At 68.7% G+C, this 15,733-nt stretch carries 13 protein-coding genes; 8 read left to right on the top strand and 5 right to left on the bottom strand.

Going from position 1 to position 15,733, the window contains the following annotated elements; genetic code table 11:
- The first annotated feature begins 43 nt into the window (after positions 1–43).
- The 4 genes from VH569_RS32990 (at position 44) to recN (ending at position 4,713) form a co-directional block, all read left to right on the top strand.
- Entirely contained in the window at positions 44–1,141 is a 1,098-nt protein-coding gene (locus tag VH569_RS32990; RefSeq protein WP_423321230.1) for a protein phosphatase CheZ, read from the top strand.
- Positions 1,142–1,360: 219 nt separating this feature from the next.
- Positions 1,361–2,086, top strand: coding sequence for a protein phosphatase CheZ (locus tag VH569_RS32985; protein WP_423321228.1), 726 nt, complete (start codon positions 1,361–1,363; stop codon positions 2,084–2,086).
- 126 nt (positions 2,087–2,212) lie between these two features.
- Positions 2,213–3,028 carry an outer membrane protein assembly factor BamD gene (locus VH569_RS32980; protein ID WP_109050313.1) on the top strand — a complete coding sequence of 272 codons (816 nt, stop codon included), beginning with the start codon at positions 2,213–2,215 and terminating at the stop codon, positions 3,026–3,028.
- An 8-nt stretch (positions 3,029–3,036) separates the two neighbouring features.
- The gene (recN, locus tag VH569_RS32975; RefSeq protein ID WP_423321225.1) at positions 3,037–4,713 is read left to right on the top strand and encodes a DNA repair protein RecN; all 1,677 of its coding nucleotides are present in this window, start codon (positions 3,037–3,039) and stop codon (positions 4,711–4,713) included.
- A gap of 31 nt (positions 4,714–4,744) precedes the next feature.
- Here the strand turns inward: recN and VH569_RS32970 are convergent, their stop codons facing one another.
- Positions 4,745–5,638 (bottom strand): LysR family transcriptional regulator, encoded by an 894-nt coding sequence (locus VH569_RS32970; RefSeq protein ID WP_423321223.1) that lies wholly within the window; start codon positions 5,636–5,638, stop codon positions 4,745–4,747.
- A gap of 47 nt (positions 5,639–5,685) precedes the next feature.
- A complete protein-coding gene (locus tag VH569_RS32965; RefSeq protein WP_423321221.1) occupies positions 5,686–6,300 on the bottom strand; it encodes an NUDIX domain-containing protein in 615 nt (204 codons plus the stop codon).
- Between the two features lie 394 nt (positions 6,301–6,694).
- Between VH569_RS32965 and VH569_RS32960 the strand changes: the two genes are divergently transcribed.
- Complete coding sequence (locus tag VH569_RS32960) at positions 6,695–9,244, top strand: HWE histidine kinase domain-containing protein (RefSeq protein WP_423321220.1); 2,550 nt, start codon at positions 6,695–6,697, stop codon at positions 9,242–9,244.
- Positions 9,245–9,285: 41 nt separating this feature from the next.
- Here the strand turns inward: VH569_RS32960 and VH569_RS32955 are convergent, their stop codons facing one another.
- From VH569_RS32955 to VH569_RS32945, 3 genes are read right to left on the bottom strand one after another with little or no spacing between them, the layout of a single operon-like run.
- The gene (locus tag VH569_RS32955) at positions 9,286–10,050 is read right to left on the bottom strand and encodes a TrmH family RNA methyltransferase (protein WP_423321218.1); all 765 of its coding nucleotides are present in this window, start codon (positions 10,048–10,050) and stop codon (positions 9,286–9,288) included.
- Between the two features lie 57 nt (positions 10,051–10,107).
- A complete protein-coding gene (locus tag VH569_RS32950; protein WP_423321216.1) occupies positions 10,108–10,650 on the bottom strand; it encodes a GNAT family N-acetyltransferase in 543 nt (180 codons plus the stop codon).
- A complete protein-coding gene (locus tag VH569_RS32945) occupies positions 10,647–11,789 on the bottom strand; it encodes a murein transglycosylase A (protein WP_423321214.1) in 1,143 nt (380 codons plus the stop codon). Before VH569_RS32945 ends, VH569_RS32950 begins: the two co-directional genes overlap by 4 nt.
- Positions 11,790–12,201: 412 nt before the next feature.
- On the opposite strand from VH569_RS32945, the gene VH569_RS32940 reads away from it, so the two are divergent.
- The 3 genes from VH569_RS32940 (at position 12,202) to VH569_RS32930 (ending at position 15,713) form a co-directional block, all read left to right on the top strand.
- Complete coding sequence (locus VH569_RS32940) at positions 12,202–13,602, top strand: RsmB/NOP family class I SAM-dependent RNA methyltransferase (RefSeq protein WP_423321212.1); 1,401 nt, start codon at positions 12,202–12,204, stop codon at positions 13,600–13,602.
- Between the two features lie 129 nt (positions 13,603–13,731).
- The gene (locus VH569_RS32935; RefSeq protein WP_423321210.1) at positions 13,732–15,240 is read left to right on the top strand and encodes a leucyl aminopeptidase; all 1,509 of its coding nucleotides are present in this window, start codon (positions 13,732–13,734) and stop codon (positions 15,238–15,240) included.
- 23 nt (positions 15,241–15,263) lie between these two features.
- A complete protein-coding gene (locus VH569_RS32930; RefSeq protein WP_423321208.1) occupies positions 15,264–15,713 on the top strand; it encodes a DNA polymerase III subunit chi in 450 nt (149 codons plus the stop codon).
- The last annotated feature ends 20 nt before the right edge of the window (positions 15,714–15,733 follow it).

Below are 15,733 nucleotides of genomic sequence, written 5' to 3'. Positions count from 1 at the left end.
TCAGCGGGGCGGCCGGCTGATCCAGTTTGGGGAGTGGACCGGTTTGGAGCAGCTTCCGCAGCTGTCCGATGAAGAGTTCGAGCAGATCGAGGACGCCATTGCCCGATCGGCGAAGGGCAGGGCATTCCTGCGGCGGCTCCACCGGCGGTCCCTTGGGGCCGCGACGGAGGAAGTGCGCGCCATGCTTCAGGAGTTCCGCGACTCCTGGAGCCGGCAGAATGAAGCGGTGGAGGCCGGCAAGCATGTCGGCGTTCTGCGCCGCGAGCTGATGGAAATGGCCGCCTCGATCGAGCAGGCGAGACGGGAAGTGGCGGCGCTGCGTCCCCCCGACGGGTCGGGCGACAAGATTTTGTCGGCGACCAACGAGCTGGACGCCATCGTGATCTCCACCGAACGCGCGTCCTTCGAAATCCTGAACGCCGCCGAGCGGCTGATGGATCTGTCGGGCAAGCTGCGGGCCGGCGGCGCCGATCCGGCGATCTGCAGCGACATCGACACCCAGGTCAACGACATCTTCACCGCCTGTTCCTTCCAGGATCTGACCGGCCAGCGCACCAGCAAGGTCGTCAACGCGCTCCGCTACATCGAACAGCGCGTCATGGCCATGATCAGCATCTGGGGCGAGGATGGGCTGGCCGGCATCATGGTCAAGGAAGAGCAGACGGACACCCGTCCGGATGCCCATCTGCTGAACGGTCCGCAGCTGGATGGCCATGGCGTCAGCCAGGCCGATGTCGACAGCATGTTCGACAGTCCGGCTCCGGCAGCCCCTGCCGCTCCGCCTCCACCTCCGCCGCCACCGGCGCTGGTGCAGTCGAGCCAGGCCGACATCGACAGCATGTTCGACGCGCCAATGCCCGCTGCGGCCCCCGCGGCCGCTCCGGTCAAGGCCAGCCAGGCGGATATCGACAGCATGTTCGATGCCCCGGCCCCGGCAGCCGCCCCCGCGGTGGCGAGCCAGTCCGACATCGACAGCATGTTCGACGCGCCCGCGCCCGCGAAGAAGCCGGTTCCGAAGCCGCCGGGCGCCGCCCCGAAGGCCAAGGCCGCCGCCAAGCCCGCACCGCCGCCCCCGCCGCCCGCAGCGGCGGAACCGCCGGCCCCGCTGGATCAGGCGGCCATCGACGCCCTGTTCGGGTAAGGGCCGGCGTCAAGCCGGCAGATCCGAACCGACAGCTGAGCCGACAAAGCCGAGCCGACAGAACCTCATGGGTTTCCCGGATTGACCGCCCCGGCCTGCCGATGGCCGGATGGGGCACGGGTCAGCCGATCAGAACGCAGAACCGACGCGCGACCAGACATCCACCACCACAGGCCACAAGGCGGCCGTTTCCGAGAGGCGGGACCGAGGATGAAGCAGATGACCAAGCCCTTCATGGCCGAGCTTCAGAAAGCCCGCAAATCCGGGCACCCGTTCCAGGCGCTGATCGAAGATGGCGCCGCGGCGGCGGCCCTTCCGGTGCCGGCGCAGGTGGTTCAGGCCGACAACACCGAGGTGCTGCGGGCCATCGGCGATCTCGGCGCCAAGCTCGACCGCTTCCTGACCATGGATGCGGTGCAGATCGACCAGATCCAGGTGGAGATCGCCGACATTTCCGGCCGGATCAAGGCGACCAAGGTGGAAATGGCCGCCATCCGCCATCCGCTGGCCGGTGACGACAAGTTCCAGCAGGCCAGCCAGGAACTGAGCGCCGTCGTTTCCGCGACGGAGGCCGCGACCAACACCATCATGGCCTGCGCCGAAGAGCTGGAAGAGGTGGTGTCGGAGCTGAAGTCGTCGCTGCCGGAGGGCTATCACAACGACCGGGTCAACGACATGGTCGACGTGATCGTCCGCATCTATGAGGCCTGCAACTTCCAGGATTTGACCGGCCAGCGCATCACCAAGGTCGTCCGCGCCATGTCCTTCATCGAGGAGCGGGTCGACGCGATGATGGGCCTGTGGAACAGGCGCGAGTTCGAGGCGATGCCGCTGCCGCCGTCCGTCACCAAGAAGGACGAGAACCTGGACCTGCACGGTCCGGCCGAGGCGACGCCCGACAGCGGCAACATCAGCCAGGCCGACATCGACGCGCTGTTCGGCTAAGGCGCTTCCGATCCAAATTCCGCCGCGGGCGGGGAGGGGCATATCGCCCACCCCCGCGTTACCGCTTGCGGCGCCCTTACCCCGGCGTGCTATACAGGGGCAACTTCGAAAGCGCCCAAGACGACGATGCTTCCTCGCCCGTACCGCCTGCCGCTGACGGCCATCCTCCTGTCCGCCGCCCTCTCCGCCTGCTCCTCCACCAAGGAGGACGCATATGTCGAGCGTCCGGCCGACCAGCTCATGTCGGAAGCCGACGCGGCGATGCGCGAGGAATCCTACAAGAAGGCCGCGAAGCTCTACGACGAGGTGGAGCGCCAGCATCCCTATGCGGATGCGGCCAGCAAGGCGCAGCTTCTTGCCGCCTACGCCCAATACCAGGATCTGAAGTACGACGACGCCATCCTGGCGCTCGACCGCTTCATCCAGCTTCATCCGGGCAGCCCGGATGTCGATTACGCCTATTACATGCGGGCGCTGTGCTATTACGAGCAGATCACCGACGTGCGCCGCGACCAGCGGATGACGCGCCGGTCGCTCGACGCCCTGCAGGAGGTGGTCCGCCGCTTCCCCGACAGCAAATATGCCCGCGACGCGAAGCTGAAGATTGACCTGACCAACGATCACCTTGCCGGCAAGGAGATGGAGGTCGGGCGCTTCTACCTGCGTCAGCATCAGTATACCGCCGCGATCAACCGGTTCCGCGCCGTCGTTGAAAACTATCAGACCACGTCCCATGTGCCTGAGGCGCTGCACCGCCTGGTGGAGTGTTATCTGGCGCTGGGCGTGACCGACGAGGCGAAGGCCGCCGCGGCCGTGCTCGGCCACAACTTCCCCGGCAGCGAATGGTACACGGACAGCTACGCACTGCTGGTGGACGCCAATCTGCGTCCCGAGCGAAACGAGAAGTCGTGGCTCAATCGAGCCTGGAACTCCCTGTTCTAGGACGCTCCATGCTCGTGTCGCTGACGATCCGGGACGTCGTCCTGATCGAGCGACTGAGCCTGTCCTTCCGCAAGGGCCTGTGCGCCCTGACCGGTGAGACCGGCGCCGGCAAGTCGATCCTGCTCGACGCGCTGGGGCTGGCCCTCGGTGCACGCGCGGATTCAGGTCTGGTGCGCCACGGCGCCGATCAGGCCTCCGTCACCGCGGAGTTCGAGCTTTCGGGCGACCACCCGGCCTTCGCCATCCTTAAGGAACAGGGTCTCGACTCCGATTCCGGCGACGGTGCATTGGTGATCCGCCGCACCGTCAACACCGATGGGCGCAGCCGCGCCTGGGTGAACGACCAGCCGGTCGGCGTCGGCCTGTTGAAGACGCTGGGCGCCGAACTGGTCGAGGTGCATGGGCAGTTCGACACCCACGGGCTGCTGAACCCGCAGACCCACCGCGGCGTGCTCGATGCCTATGCCGGCCTGTCGGCCCAGGCGGCGCAGGTTGCCGCGTCCCACCGTGCCTGGAGGCAGGTGGAGGATGCGCGCCATTCCGCTGCCGCCGACATCGCCCGCGCCCGCTCCGAAGAGGAATATCTCCGTCACGCCGTGGCCGAGCTGGACGCCCTCGCCCCCAAGACCGGCGAGGAGGAGGAACTGTCGGAGACCCGCGCGGTGCTGATGCATCGTGAGAAGCTGGTCGATGGCATGAACGCCGCCTATGCTGAACTGTCGGGCGACCGCGGCGTCGAGCGCGCCCTGTCCTCGGCCATCCGCACGCTCAGCCGCATCGCCGACCGGGCCGGCGGCACGCTGGATCCGGTGATCGCCGCCCTCGACCGGGCCGCGACCGAGGCGGGGGAGGCGATTGCTTCTCTTCAGGCCGTCTCCAGCGGTGTCGACATGGACCCGCGGGCGCTGGAAAAGCTGGAGGAGCGGCTCTTCGCGCTGCGCGCCGCCGCCCGCAAGCATGGCGTCGATGTCGATGCGCTTGCCGCCTTGCGCGAGGAGATGGCCGGCCGCCTGCTGCTGATCGAGGATCAGGGCGACCTGCTGGCCAAGCTGGCCAAGGAGGCCGAACAGGCCCGCGCTGTCTTCCATAAGGCCGCCGAAGCGCTGGGCACCGCCCGCCGCGAGGCTGCCGGCCGGCTGGACGTGGCGGTCGCCGGCGAACTGGCGCCACTGAAGATGGAGAAGGCGAAGTTCCGTACGCTGGTCGAGCCGGTCGACGAGTCGGAATGGAGCGCGTCGGGCATCGACCGTGTCGCCTTCCAGGTCGCGACCAACCCCGGCTCGCCGCCGGGCGCGCTCAACAAGATCGCGTCGGGTGGTGAGTTGGCGCGCTTCATGCTGGCGCTGAAGGTGGTGCTGGCCCAGACCTCCACCGTCGGCACGCTGGTGTTCGACGAGGTGGACACCGGCATCGGCGGCGCCGTCGCCGCCGCGGTGGGCGAGCGGCTGGAAACGCTGGGCCATGGCCTGCAGGTGCTGGTCGTCACCCACAGCCCGCAGGTCGCGGCGCGCGGTGCCGTCCATCTGAAGGTGCAGAAGTCGCAGAAGGGCGAGCAGGTCACCACCGGCGTCGCCGAACTGGATGGCGACGAGCGGCGCGAGGAGATCGCCCGCATGCTGTCCGGCGCCACCGTCACCGCCGAGGCCCGTGCGGCGGCCGACAGCCTGATCGCCGGCCGCGGCTGATCCCTCGGAGCGTATGCTCCGAAAAGACATGCTATTCCGCCGCCAGCGCCTCGGCGTGGCGGCGGAACAGCCGCACCAGGGCATCCACCACTGCGGCCACCGCCGGCGCATCGCGCCGGTCACGGTGGACCAGCAGATGGACATCCTCACGCAGGGCGGCCGGTGGATCGACGACGCGGACCAGCGCCGGCTCGGCGTCGCCTAGAACGCAGGGCAGCAGCGTCAGCCCCATCCCGCGCCGGGCGGCGTCGAGCCGCATCGGCAGTTCGCTGAGCCGGGCGACGATGCGGGCGCCGCGGTCCCGGACCGTGTCGTCCACCCATCCCGATTGCGATGGCCGCCGCCGTGTTTCCGGCAGCCCGACCACGGGCGCGCCGTCCCAGCGTCCGGACCAGTCGTCGCGCAGCCCCCGCATCGCGTAGAGGGTGAAGCCGAAGCCTCCCAGCCGGCGGGTGATCAGATCGCCTTCGGCCGGCACCCGGTCCATGCGCAACGCGATGTCGGCCTCGCGCTGGGCCAAATTCAGGGCGTTGCGGGTGCTGAGGATGGTCAGGTCGGCGCCGGTCTCCGCCAGCAGGTCGGCCAGATGCAGGGTGAGGAAGGCGGAGACGGAGGTCGTCGCCGTCACCCGGACCGGCTGTGCCGTCGCGGACAGCCGGTCGGCGTTGCGGGCGAAGGCCGCAGCGGCATCGCCCATGGCCGCCGCGCTGTCCAGGACGGAGCGGCCGAGCGCCGTCAGCTCAAGCCGGTTGGGCAGCCGGTCGAACAGTGGACCGCCCACCGCGTCCTCCAGCCGTTTCAACCGGCGGCCCAGGGTCGGCGGACTCAATCTCAGCCGCTGGGCCGCGCCGGTCAGGCTGCCGCACCGTGCCGTGGCCAGGAAGGCGCGGATATCCTCCCAATCCAAATTCGCGTCGTCGATCATCCAGTCCCCGTCCGAATCACCCAGTCCGGCGGGGCGGGCGGAGGCCGTCACCGCGGCAGCAGGCCGTGAAGGGCGGCATACTGCAACAGCATGATGGTCTTGCCGTCCAGGATCGCCCCGCTGCCGACCATGGCAAGGGCATCGGCGAAGGTCAACTCGACCACCTCGATGTCCTCGCCCTCCTCGGCGAGCCCGCCCCCCTCGCTGCGGTCGGCGGCGCGGTATTCGGCGACGAAGAAGGCCAGCCGCTCCGTCACCGAGCCGGGGCTCATGAAGGCGTCGAACACCCGGCGTGGTGCCTGGACGATCACGCCCAGCTCCTCGGCCGCCTCGGCGCGGATCGCCTCCTCCGGGCTGCGGTCGTCGAGCAGGCCGGCGCAGACCTCCAGCAGCGGTTCCGGATGACCGTTGACGTAAGCCGGGAAGCGGAACTGCCGGGTCAGCAGCACGGTGCCGCGGGTCGGATCGTAGAGCAGCAGGGCCGCCCCATTGCCACGGTCATACGTCTCCCGGCTTAGTGTCTGCCAGCTGCCGTCACTCCGCCGATAGTCGAAGGTGGTTTTCTTCAGAACATACCAGTCGTCGGACAGCAGCGTGACATCGCGGATGCGGATGCGCTGGTCCGAGGCAATGGAATCGTCGGCAGAGGAAAGGATTGTCATGGCGCACCCCGATGGTCATGGAACGGCCGTTACCCTGCGTCATGAGCGGCTTGCAGGCAGCCCGCCGAAGATGAAAGGGCGCCTTGCGGAAATTTGTGGCTGCCGCCGACCCTCGGCAACAGTGCTTATTCGCAGTTGAAGAAAAGTCCTTGCGAAGCGAAAGCGCTGCCGGTGCTGCCGAAGCCGGATAGCCATTATCATACGCAAGCACGTTCCAAATCTTATCCTATGTTAAGTTAACGACCCTTAATTAGAACGCAGGAATAGCCATTTTGGAGCGTTGCAGCGTTCCAGACTCCTGCCTAGATTGTTGATGAATTCCCTTGGCTGCGCGTGACAAACGACGCCGGTCCAGCTTCCGCTAGAGGTCGCGTTTGTCTGAAGTCTTCGTTCGATGAGTGGCCCGGTTCCTACGGGGTCTGTCGACCTCACCGATTGCGACCGGGAGCCCATCCACCAGCTGGGCCTTATCCAACCGACCGGTTTCCTGATCGCCGTCACGGCCGATTGGATCGTCGTCCATGTCTCCGCCAACATCGGGCGCTGGCTGGGGGTAGAGCCCGACGATCTGCTGGGGCGTCCGCTGGCCGCCTTCATCACGGGCGAAGCGTTGCACACCATCCGCGGCCGGTTGCAGGTCGCCCACATCAACGGCAGCGTCGAGCGCGCCTTCAGCGTCCATCTGTCCGACATCGCCCCGGTCTGCGACGTGGCGGTCCATCTGTCCGGCTCCACCATCGTCATCGAGGCGGAGCCGAGCGAGGGCGAGGGGCCGCAGGATTCGGGATCGCTGCTGCGCTCGATGATCGCGCGGGTCCAGAACACCCGCGGCTTCGATGGCTTCTGCCGCGAGGCGGCGCGCCAGATGCGGGCGCTCACCGGATTCGACCGCGTGATGGTCTACCGCTTCGCCGACGACGGGTCGGGAGAGGTGATCGCGGAATCGGCGGTGCACGGCATCGGCAGCTTCCTCGGCCAGCGATACCCTGCGTCCGACATCCCGCAGCAGGCCCGGCGTCTGTATGAGCGAAGCTGGCTGCGCTGCATTTCCGACGTGAACGCGCCGCCGGTGCCGATCGTGCCGACGGTCGATCCGATGGGCCAGCCGCTGGACCTGTCGCTCAGCCTGCTGCGCAGCGTCTCGCTGATCCATGTCGAGTATCTGCGCAACATGGGGGTGAACGCTTCGCTGTCGGTGTCGATCCTGCGGCACGGCAAGCTGTGGGGCCTGTTCGCCTGTCACCACCGCCATGCCCGCTCGCTCTCCTTCGAGCGCCGGACCACCGCCGAGCTGTTCGGCCAGATGGTCTCGCTGCTGCTGGAGGGGCGGGAGCGCGAGCAGGAAAGCCAGCAGGAGGCCCAGGCCCGCCGCGCCCATGTCCGCATCATGTCGATGCTGGCCGACAGCGAATCGCCGCTGGACAGTCTGGTCACCTTCGCGACGGAGCTGCGGGCGCTGATCGACTGCGACGGCTTCGCCTGCTGCATCGACGGCCAGCTGCATATGGAAGGCGAGACGCCGACGCGGGAGGAGACGCTGGGTGTCATGCGGTTCCTGCACCGGACGCCGCCCAGCAAGATTTATCTGACCGACCAGCTTGGGGCGGTGCATCCGCCGGCCCGCGACTTCACCGAGCGGGCCTGCGGCCTGCTGGCGATCCCGGTGTCGCGGATGCCGCGCGATTATCTGGTTTTCTTCCGCAAGGAGCTGGTCCGCACCGTCACCTGGGGCGGCGATCCGACCAAGCCGGCGCAGTATGGCCCCAACGGTCCACGCCTGACTCCGCGCAAGAGCTTCGAGGCCTGGAAGGAGACGGTGCATGGCCGCTCCAAGCCCTGGACCGAGCTTGACGAGCGCAATGCCGAATCCCTGCGGGTGACCCTGCTGGAGGTGGTGCTGCGGCTGGCCGACATCGCCGGGCGCACCCGCAAGGAGGCGACCGAGCGGCAGGAGCTGCTGATCGCCGAACTGAACCACCGCGTCCGCAACATCCTCAGCCTCGTCCGCGCCCTGGTGCGGCAGAGCGAGTCCGGAGCGGAAACGGTGCAGCAGTTCGCCGCCATCGTCGCCGGCCGCATCGAGGCGCTGGCCCGCGCCCATGACCAGATCACCGCCGACAATTGGGGGCCGGCCTCGCTGCGGGCTTTGATCGTGGCGGAGATCGGCGCCTATCTGTCGGCCAGGAGCGAGCGGGTGCGGCTGACCGGGCCGGAGGTGCTGCTGGCGCCGCAGGCCTTCTCCGTCTTCGCGCTGGTGGTGCATGAGCTGACCACCAATTCGGCCAAATACGGCGCGCTCAGCGACAGCAGCGGCTGGGTCGAGGCCGACTGGTCCATCGACGAGGGCGGGCGGCTGCTGATCGACTGGCAGGAGAATGGCGGCCCGCCGGTGCGGGCGCCGTCGCGCACCGGCTTCGGCACCACGGTGATCGAGCGGTCGGTTCCCCACGACCTGCAAGGCGAGGCGGAAGTGACCTACGCCCTGTCCGGTCTGCGCGCCCGCTTCATGATCCCGGCGCGGTTCGTCACCATAGCCGACAGCCTGCCCACCGGCAGCCGGCGCAGCATGCCGGTTCCGGCTGCCGATTTCTCCATCGGCGGCCCGGTGCTGCTGCTGGAGGACAACATGATCATCGCCATGGCGACGGAGGACGTGCTGCTCAGTTTCAACGCCAGCCGCGTCAACACCGCCGCCGGCGTCCGCCACGCCCTGCGCCTGATCGACGAGGATCCGCCGGTGGTCGGCGTGCTGGACATCAATCTGGGCAACGAGACGTCGGTCGCGGTCGCCGAACGGCTGCGGGAGCTGGGCATCCCCTTCGTGTTCGCGACCGGCTATGGCGAGAGCGCCGCGGTGCCGGAGCGGTTCGCCGACGTGCCGGTGCTGAAGAAGCCGTACGGGTCGGATCAGGTGGTGCAGGTGCTGGCGTCCGTGATGGGGTAGGGCGCCCGTCGCCTGACCACCGTCGCCCAAGCTCCGCCGCCTTACCCCTTGACCGCCGCATACCGTGCGAACAGGGCCACGCTGACCGCCACGGTGGCGTTCAGCGACTCCACCGCCCCGGTGGTCGGCACCGACAGCCGCGTTGCCGGGCAGTCGGCCGGCACGCCCTGGCCTTCCTCGCCCAGGATCAGCCGCATGTCCGCCGGCCAGTCGAAGCGGGTCAGATCCTCTCCGCCGCCGTCCAGGGCGTAGAGCGGCCCCGCCGCCTCGTTCACCGCCGTCCAGCGCGGTCCGCGCAGCAGGGTCAGCGTGAACTGCGCGTTCGACGCCGCGCGCAGGCATTTGGGGTGAAAGGGGTGCGCCGCCCCCTCCAGCAGGACGACCCGCGACACGCCGAAGGCCGCGGCACTGCGCAGCAGGGCGCCGAGGTTGCTGGGATCGCCCAGCGCGCACAGCAGCTCCAGCCCCTGCGGCGGCTGCGACAAATCGATGGCCGGCATCTTCGGCACGGCGCCGACCAGCAGCGGAAAGCCGGTGCCCGACACGTCCAGCATCCGGAACAGCGCCGGAGCCAGTTGCACCGGCTCCACCCCCGGCGGCAGGCGCCAGGAGGATATCTGCGCCGGGTCGGTGAACAGCAGCCGCTCGAACCGTTCCGGATGCTGGCGCAGCGCTTCCGGAACGGTCTTCAGGCCGGCCAGCAGGAACTTGCCGTTCTTCTTCAGCCCACGGCTTTCCAGCGCCGATTCCCACAGCTTGAACTGCGGGTTCTGTGGGCTTTCGATCAGCAGGGGCGGACGGGTCATGGCAGCAGGCTTTCCGGCAGGGAGATGCCCCTGCCTAGCACAGCAGCGCCGCGGAAGTCAGGTGTTGAGGCGGCGGCCGAGGAACAGCAGGGGGCCGCGCTGGCAGGCGTCGGTGAAGCCGGCGCGCTGGTAGAACTCGACATTGCGGGCGAAGACGGCGGTGACCAGATGCACGCCGGGCAGGCCGTCCTCCCGGCAATCCTCGGCAAACCGGTCGACCAGCCGCCGCCCCAGCCCATGCTCCCGCCAGCCCGGCCGGACATTGACATGGAAATGGGCGGGGTAGGCGGCGAAATGATCGGCGAAGATCTCGTATTTCGGGATGCGCCGGGCCAGTTCGACCGAGCCGGCGCTGTCCTTGCAGCCAGTGAGGTAGCCGACGGCCTGTCCGTCGGCCGCCACCGCCATCCAGATGTCCCGCGGTGCCTCATCCACGAACCAGCCGGTCCAGGTGGCGAGGAAGGCGGCGCGCCCGGCAGCGGACGCGAACTCCGTCCGGGTGGTGGAGGCGAAGAAGATCTCCTCCAATGCCACCAGCGCCGCCCCGCGGTCGGGCAGGGCGGTCAGCCGTTCCAGCCGGATGCGGTCCTCTGCGGTCATTTCCGCTGGGCGGTCTCGACCGACAGGGTGCGCGGCGCCAGCATGGTGTAGTGACCGCGCGCCTTCATCACGCCGGCCCCTTCCTCCGCCTGCGGGCCGTGGCCCCAGAACAGGTCGCCGCGCACGGGGCCCTTGATGGCGCCGCCGGTGTCCTGCGCCATCACCAGCCGGTTGATGGCGCCGCCCGGAACCGGGGCGTCGCGCACCTCCAGCCACAGCGGCACGCCCAGCGGGATATGCTCGGCATCCACCGCAAGGCTGCGGCCGGGGGTCAGCTCCATGTTGCGGGCGCCACGGGCGCCGACCTCGGGCTTCACCTTGAAGAAGACATAGGAGGGGTTGAGGTTCATCACCCGCTGGGCCTCGGCCGGATGGTCCTTCAGCCAGCGCCGGATCGTCTGCAAGGACATCTGTTCCGGCGTGGTGTCGCCGATGTCGATGATATGGCGGCCGATCGGGTAATAGCTGTGACCGTTCTGGCCGGCGTAATGGATGCCGACCACCGAGCCGTCGGCCATGATCGCCCGGCCGGAGCCCTGGATTTCGAGGAAGAAGGCGTCGACCGGGTCGTCCACCCACATCAGTTCCAGGCCCTTACCCTTCAAGGCGCCGTTTTCGATGCGGGCGCGGCTGGGCATGCCGTTCTTGCCGCGTGACGGCATGCGGTAGAGCGGGACGTTGTAACGCTCGGTCCGGGTCCAGCTGCCGTGCAGCTCGATCTCGTAATAGCCGGTGAAGAGGCCGTTCTCGCCGTTGCTGACGTCGCGCGGGGTGAAGAAGGTCTCGAAGAAGCGGCGGGCCGCCTCGCTGTCGCCGGGGGGCAGGTCGCGGGCGGCGGCGCAGATGGCGCGCCAGTCGTCGGTGGTGCCGGCGGCGCGCAGCTGTCCCAGCGACTTGCCCGGCGGCTGGTTCTTCACCCAGCCGCAGGTCCGCTGCACCGCCGGGACCGCCTGGGCATGGTCGTCGTCGATCCAGCCGGCGAGGTGGCGGAAATCGGGCGAGACCTGATCCCAGGTCGGGCGTTGGGCGGTCCGCCGCTGCCCGTCCACCGTCGGGGCCGTGCCGGCGCAGGCCGCCAGCGTCGCCAGCAGCCCTCCGATCAGCGCCATCCGCAGGCCACGGCCTGCGGCTTTCTTCACCTCACGCGCACACGCCACCCCAGCCGCAGCCGCCATCGCGCACTCCGCCACCAGCATCCGATATGTCCGTCGAAGACCCCCGACCGGTCTCCCGCCCCTGGCGGTCCGGTCACGACAAGGTCACATCACCCGACCGTTTGTGCCGGTGGTTACCCCGAGTCGTCAATCCCCAACCTGCACTTTCGGATAGGTCGCGTCCGCTTGTCACGGGCGTGGGCGCGGCAGGAGGGTTTGGGGGCCGAGCGGAGCTGCCGCGCGGTGGCGAGACGTGACAGAACGCGACAAACGCGGTATCGACAGCCCATACGCGAAGGACCGTTCGAAAACGCATCTCGCCCCCGGATCATACGGGGGGACGATGCGGGCGGCCGGTCCTGTTCGTCGCCGTGAGACTCCCGAGGGACAAGACGCCATGACACCCGCCGCCCGCCTCCAGGCGGTCATCGATCTGCTGACCGAGATCGACGAGACCCCTCGCCCCGCCGACGCGGTGATGAGCGCCTATTTCCGCAACCGCCGCTACATCGGCTCGAAGGACCGCACCGCCGTCGCCCAGATGGCCTACGCGATCCTGCGCCGCCATGCCCGGCTCGGCTGGTGGATCGAGCGCGGCGGCTACGAGCGCGCCACCCCGCGCGCCCGCGTCCTGGCCTATCTCCTGCTGGAGGAGAACCGCAACGCCGGCGTCGTGCTGGAGATGTTCAGCGGCGGCAAGTTCGCCCCGGCCCGCCTGACCGACGACGAGCTGGCGATGGTCGGCAAGCTGGAAAGCCACACGATGGACCATCCCGACATGCCGGAAACGGTGCGGGTGGAATGTCCGGACTGGGCGGAAGCGGCGATGCGCGCCTCGCTGGGCGACCGCTTCGGGGTGGAGATGGAGAAGCTGCTGGAGGCGGCTCCGCTCGACCTGCGCATCAACCCGCTGAAGGCCAACCAGCAGAGCGCGATCAAGGCGCTGGCCAAGGCGCAGATCACGGCGGAGACCACGCAATGGTCGCCGCTGGGCCTGCGGGTGAAGGGCCGTCCGCCGCTCGGCAGCGTCGATGCGTTTAAGGACGGTCTGGTCGAGATCCAGGACGAGGGCTCGCAGCTGGTCGCGCTGGCGGTGGCGCCGAAGCCCGGCCATCAGGTGGTGGATTTCTGCGCCGGTGCCGGCGGCAAGACGCTGGCCGTGGCGGCGCTGATGAAGAACAAGGGCCGGGTCGTCGCCTGCGACGTGCTGGACAAGCGGCTGAAGCGCGCTGCCGAGCGGTTCCGCCGCGCCGGCCTGCACAACATCGAGGCGCATCCGCTGACCAGCGAGCGCGATCCCTGGGTGAAGCGCCACAAGCGCAAGTTCGACCGCGTGCTGGTCGATGCGCCGTGCTCCGGCACCGGCACCTGGCGCCGCAACCCCGACGCCCGCTGGCGCCAGCTCGGTCCGGGGCTGGAGCAGTTGCTGCCGCTTCAGGCCAACATCCTCGACAGCGCGGCGCGTCTGGTGAAGCCGGGCGGGCGGCTGATCTACGCCACCTGCTCCATGCTGCATGACGAGAACGAGGCTCAGGTCGAGGCTTTCCTGCAGACCCACCACGACTTCATTGTGAAGCCGGTCGCCGAGGTCTGGGCGGAGGAGGAGGTCGGCGCGCCGCCGCCGGTCGACGGTCCGTACCTGCGCCTGACGCCTGCCAAGCACGACACCGACGGCTTCTTCGCCGCCGTGCTGGAACGCCGCGCCGAGGAGACGGTGTCGGAGGAGAGCGTTTCCGACGTCGGCATCGAGCAGGGCGAGGTCGATCCCGTCGAGCTGGGCAAGGCGATCGATGCGTGAGCGAAGGGGAGGGGGCATCTCCCCCTCCCCACCCTTGACAGCCGGGGTGGCGCGCTCCTTATCGGTGGAGTAGGCTTTCCGCCGTCGAGACCATCCGGGCGCGTTCGCCCAACCCCTCAAGAGGACCAGATGAAGTTCTCCTTCGCCAAGCTGTCCCTGCCGGCCTCCGGCGTGCTCGCCGTGACCGTCGCCGCCGACCGCAGCCTCGGCCCGATCGGGCGCGAGCTGGATCAGAAGACCGGCGGGGCGCTGGCCCGCGCCATGGCCGCCGCCCGCTTCAATGGCAAGAAGGACGAGACGCTGACGCTGCTCGCCCCGGCCGGGACCGAGCTTGACCGCATCCTGCTGGTCGGCATCGGCAAGGGCGCCGACCTGACCGATCTGGTTCTCCAGTCCGCCGGCGGCGCCATCGCCGTGCAGCTGGACAAGGCCGCCGACGAGGCTGCGCTGCTGGTCGAGCTGCCCGAGGGGACCACCCTGTCGCCCGCCGCCGCCGCGGCCGAGATCGCCTTCGGCGCACAGCTGCGCAGCTACAAGTTCGACAAGTACCGCACCAACGACCGCAAGTCCGACAAGAAGGAGCCGAAGCCCAGCCTGCGCAAGCTGACGCTGCTGGTCGAGGACGACGGTGCGGCCAAATCGACCTTCAAGAAGCTGGACACGCTGGCCGACGCCATCCGCTTCACCCGCGATCTGGTGTCTGAGCCGGCCAACGTCATCTATCCGGAAAGCCTCGCTGAAAAGACGAAGGAGCTGGAGCAGTTCGGCGTCGAGGTCGAGATCCTCGACCAGAAAAAGCTGCGCAAGCTCGGCATGGGCGCCCTGCTGGGCGTCGCCCAGGGCAGCGCCTGCGAGCCGCGGGTCGTCGTCATGCGCTGGAACGGCAACTCGGAGGCCGACGACAAGCGTCCGGTCGCCTTCATCGGCAAGGGCGTGACCTTCGACAGCGGCGGCATCTCGATCAAGGGTGCGGCCGGCATGGAAGACATGAAGTGGGACATGGGCGGCTCGGCCACCGTGATCGGCACCATGTACGCGCTGGCCGCCCGCAAGGCGAAGGTCAATGCCGTCGGCATCGTCGGGCTGGTGGAGAACATGCCGTCCGGCACCGCGCAGCGTCCGGGCGACATCGTTACCTCGGCGTCGGGCCAGACCATCGAGGTCATCAACACCGACGCCGAAGGCCGCCTGGTGCTGGCCGACTGCCTGTGGTACGCGCAGGACGCCTACAAGCCCAAGCTGATGGTCGATCTCGCCACCCTGACCGGCGCCATCATCGTGGCGCTGGGCCACGAGCATGCCGGCCTGTTCTGCAACAACGACGATCTCGCCATGAACCTGACGGCCGCCGGCCTGAAGGTGGGCCAGCCGGTGTGGCGCATGCCGATGGGCGACGCCTATGACAAGGAAATCGAGTCGCCGGCCGCCGACATGAAGAACACCGGCTCGGGCGGCGGCGCCGGCAGCATCGTCGGCGCGCAGTTCCTGAAACGCTTCGTCAACGACACGCCGTGGGCGCACATCGACATCGCCGGCGTGGCCTGGGCGAAGAAGGACGGCGCCACGGTTCCGAAGGGGGCGTCGGCCTTCGGCGTGCGGCTGCTCGACCGCTTCGTGGCCGACTTCCACGAGGGTTGATCATCTGAGTGCGTGACGGAGCCATGACCGAAGTCCGCTTCTACCACCTGCAACGGCGCACAATGGAACAGGCGCTGCCCAAGATCCTGGAGAAGGTTCTTGAGCGGAACTGGCGTGCCGTCGTGCTGGCCGGCTCGGTCGAGCGGGTGGACATGCTGAACCAGCATCTGTGGACCTACGATCCCGGCTCCTTCCTGCCGCACGGGGCTGCGCGCGACGGCTTCGCCGAGCGCCAGCCGGTGTGGCTGACCGATACGGACGAGAATCCGAACAGCGCCACCGTGCTGGTCACGGTGGACGGCTGCGTCAGCGACCGGATGGATGGGTACGACCTCGTCTGCGACCTGTTCGACGGCAACGACGAGGAGGCGGTGCTGGCCGCCCGCCAGCGCTGGAAGGCCTGCAAGACAGCCGGCCACAGCCTGACCTATTGGCAGCAGACCGACCGCGGCGGCTGGGAAAAGCGTGCCTGAGTGGCTGCCTTTGACGGTGT

Source organism: Azospirillum sp. 11R-A (genome assembly GCF_049472615.1).
Taxonomy (GTDB): Bacteria; Pseudomonadota; Alphaproteobacteria; order Azospirillales; family Azospirillaceae; genus Azospirillum; species Azospirillum palustre.
The sequence above is the reverse complement of the archived record's forward strand: the minus strand, read 5'-3'. Positions and strand labels throughout refer to the sequence as shown.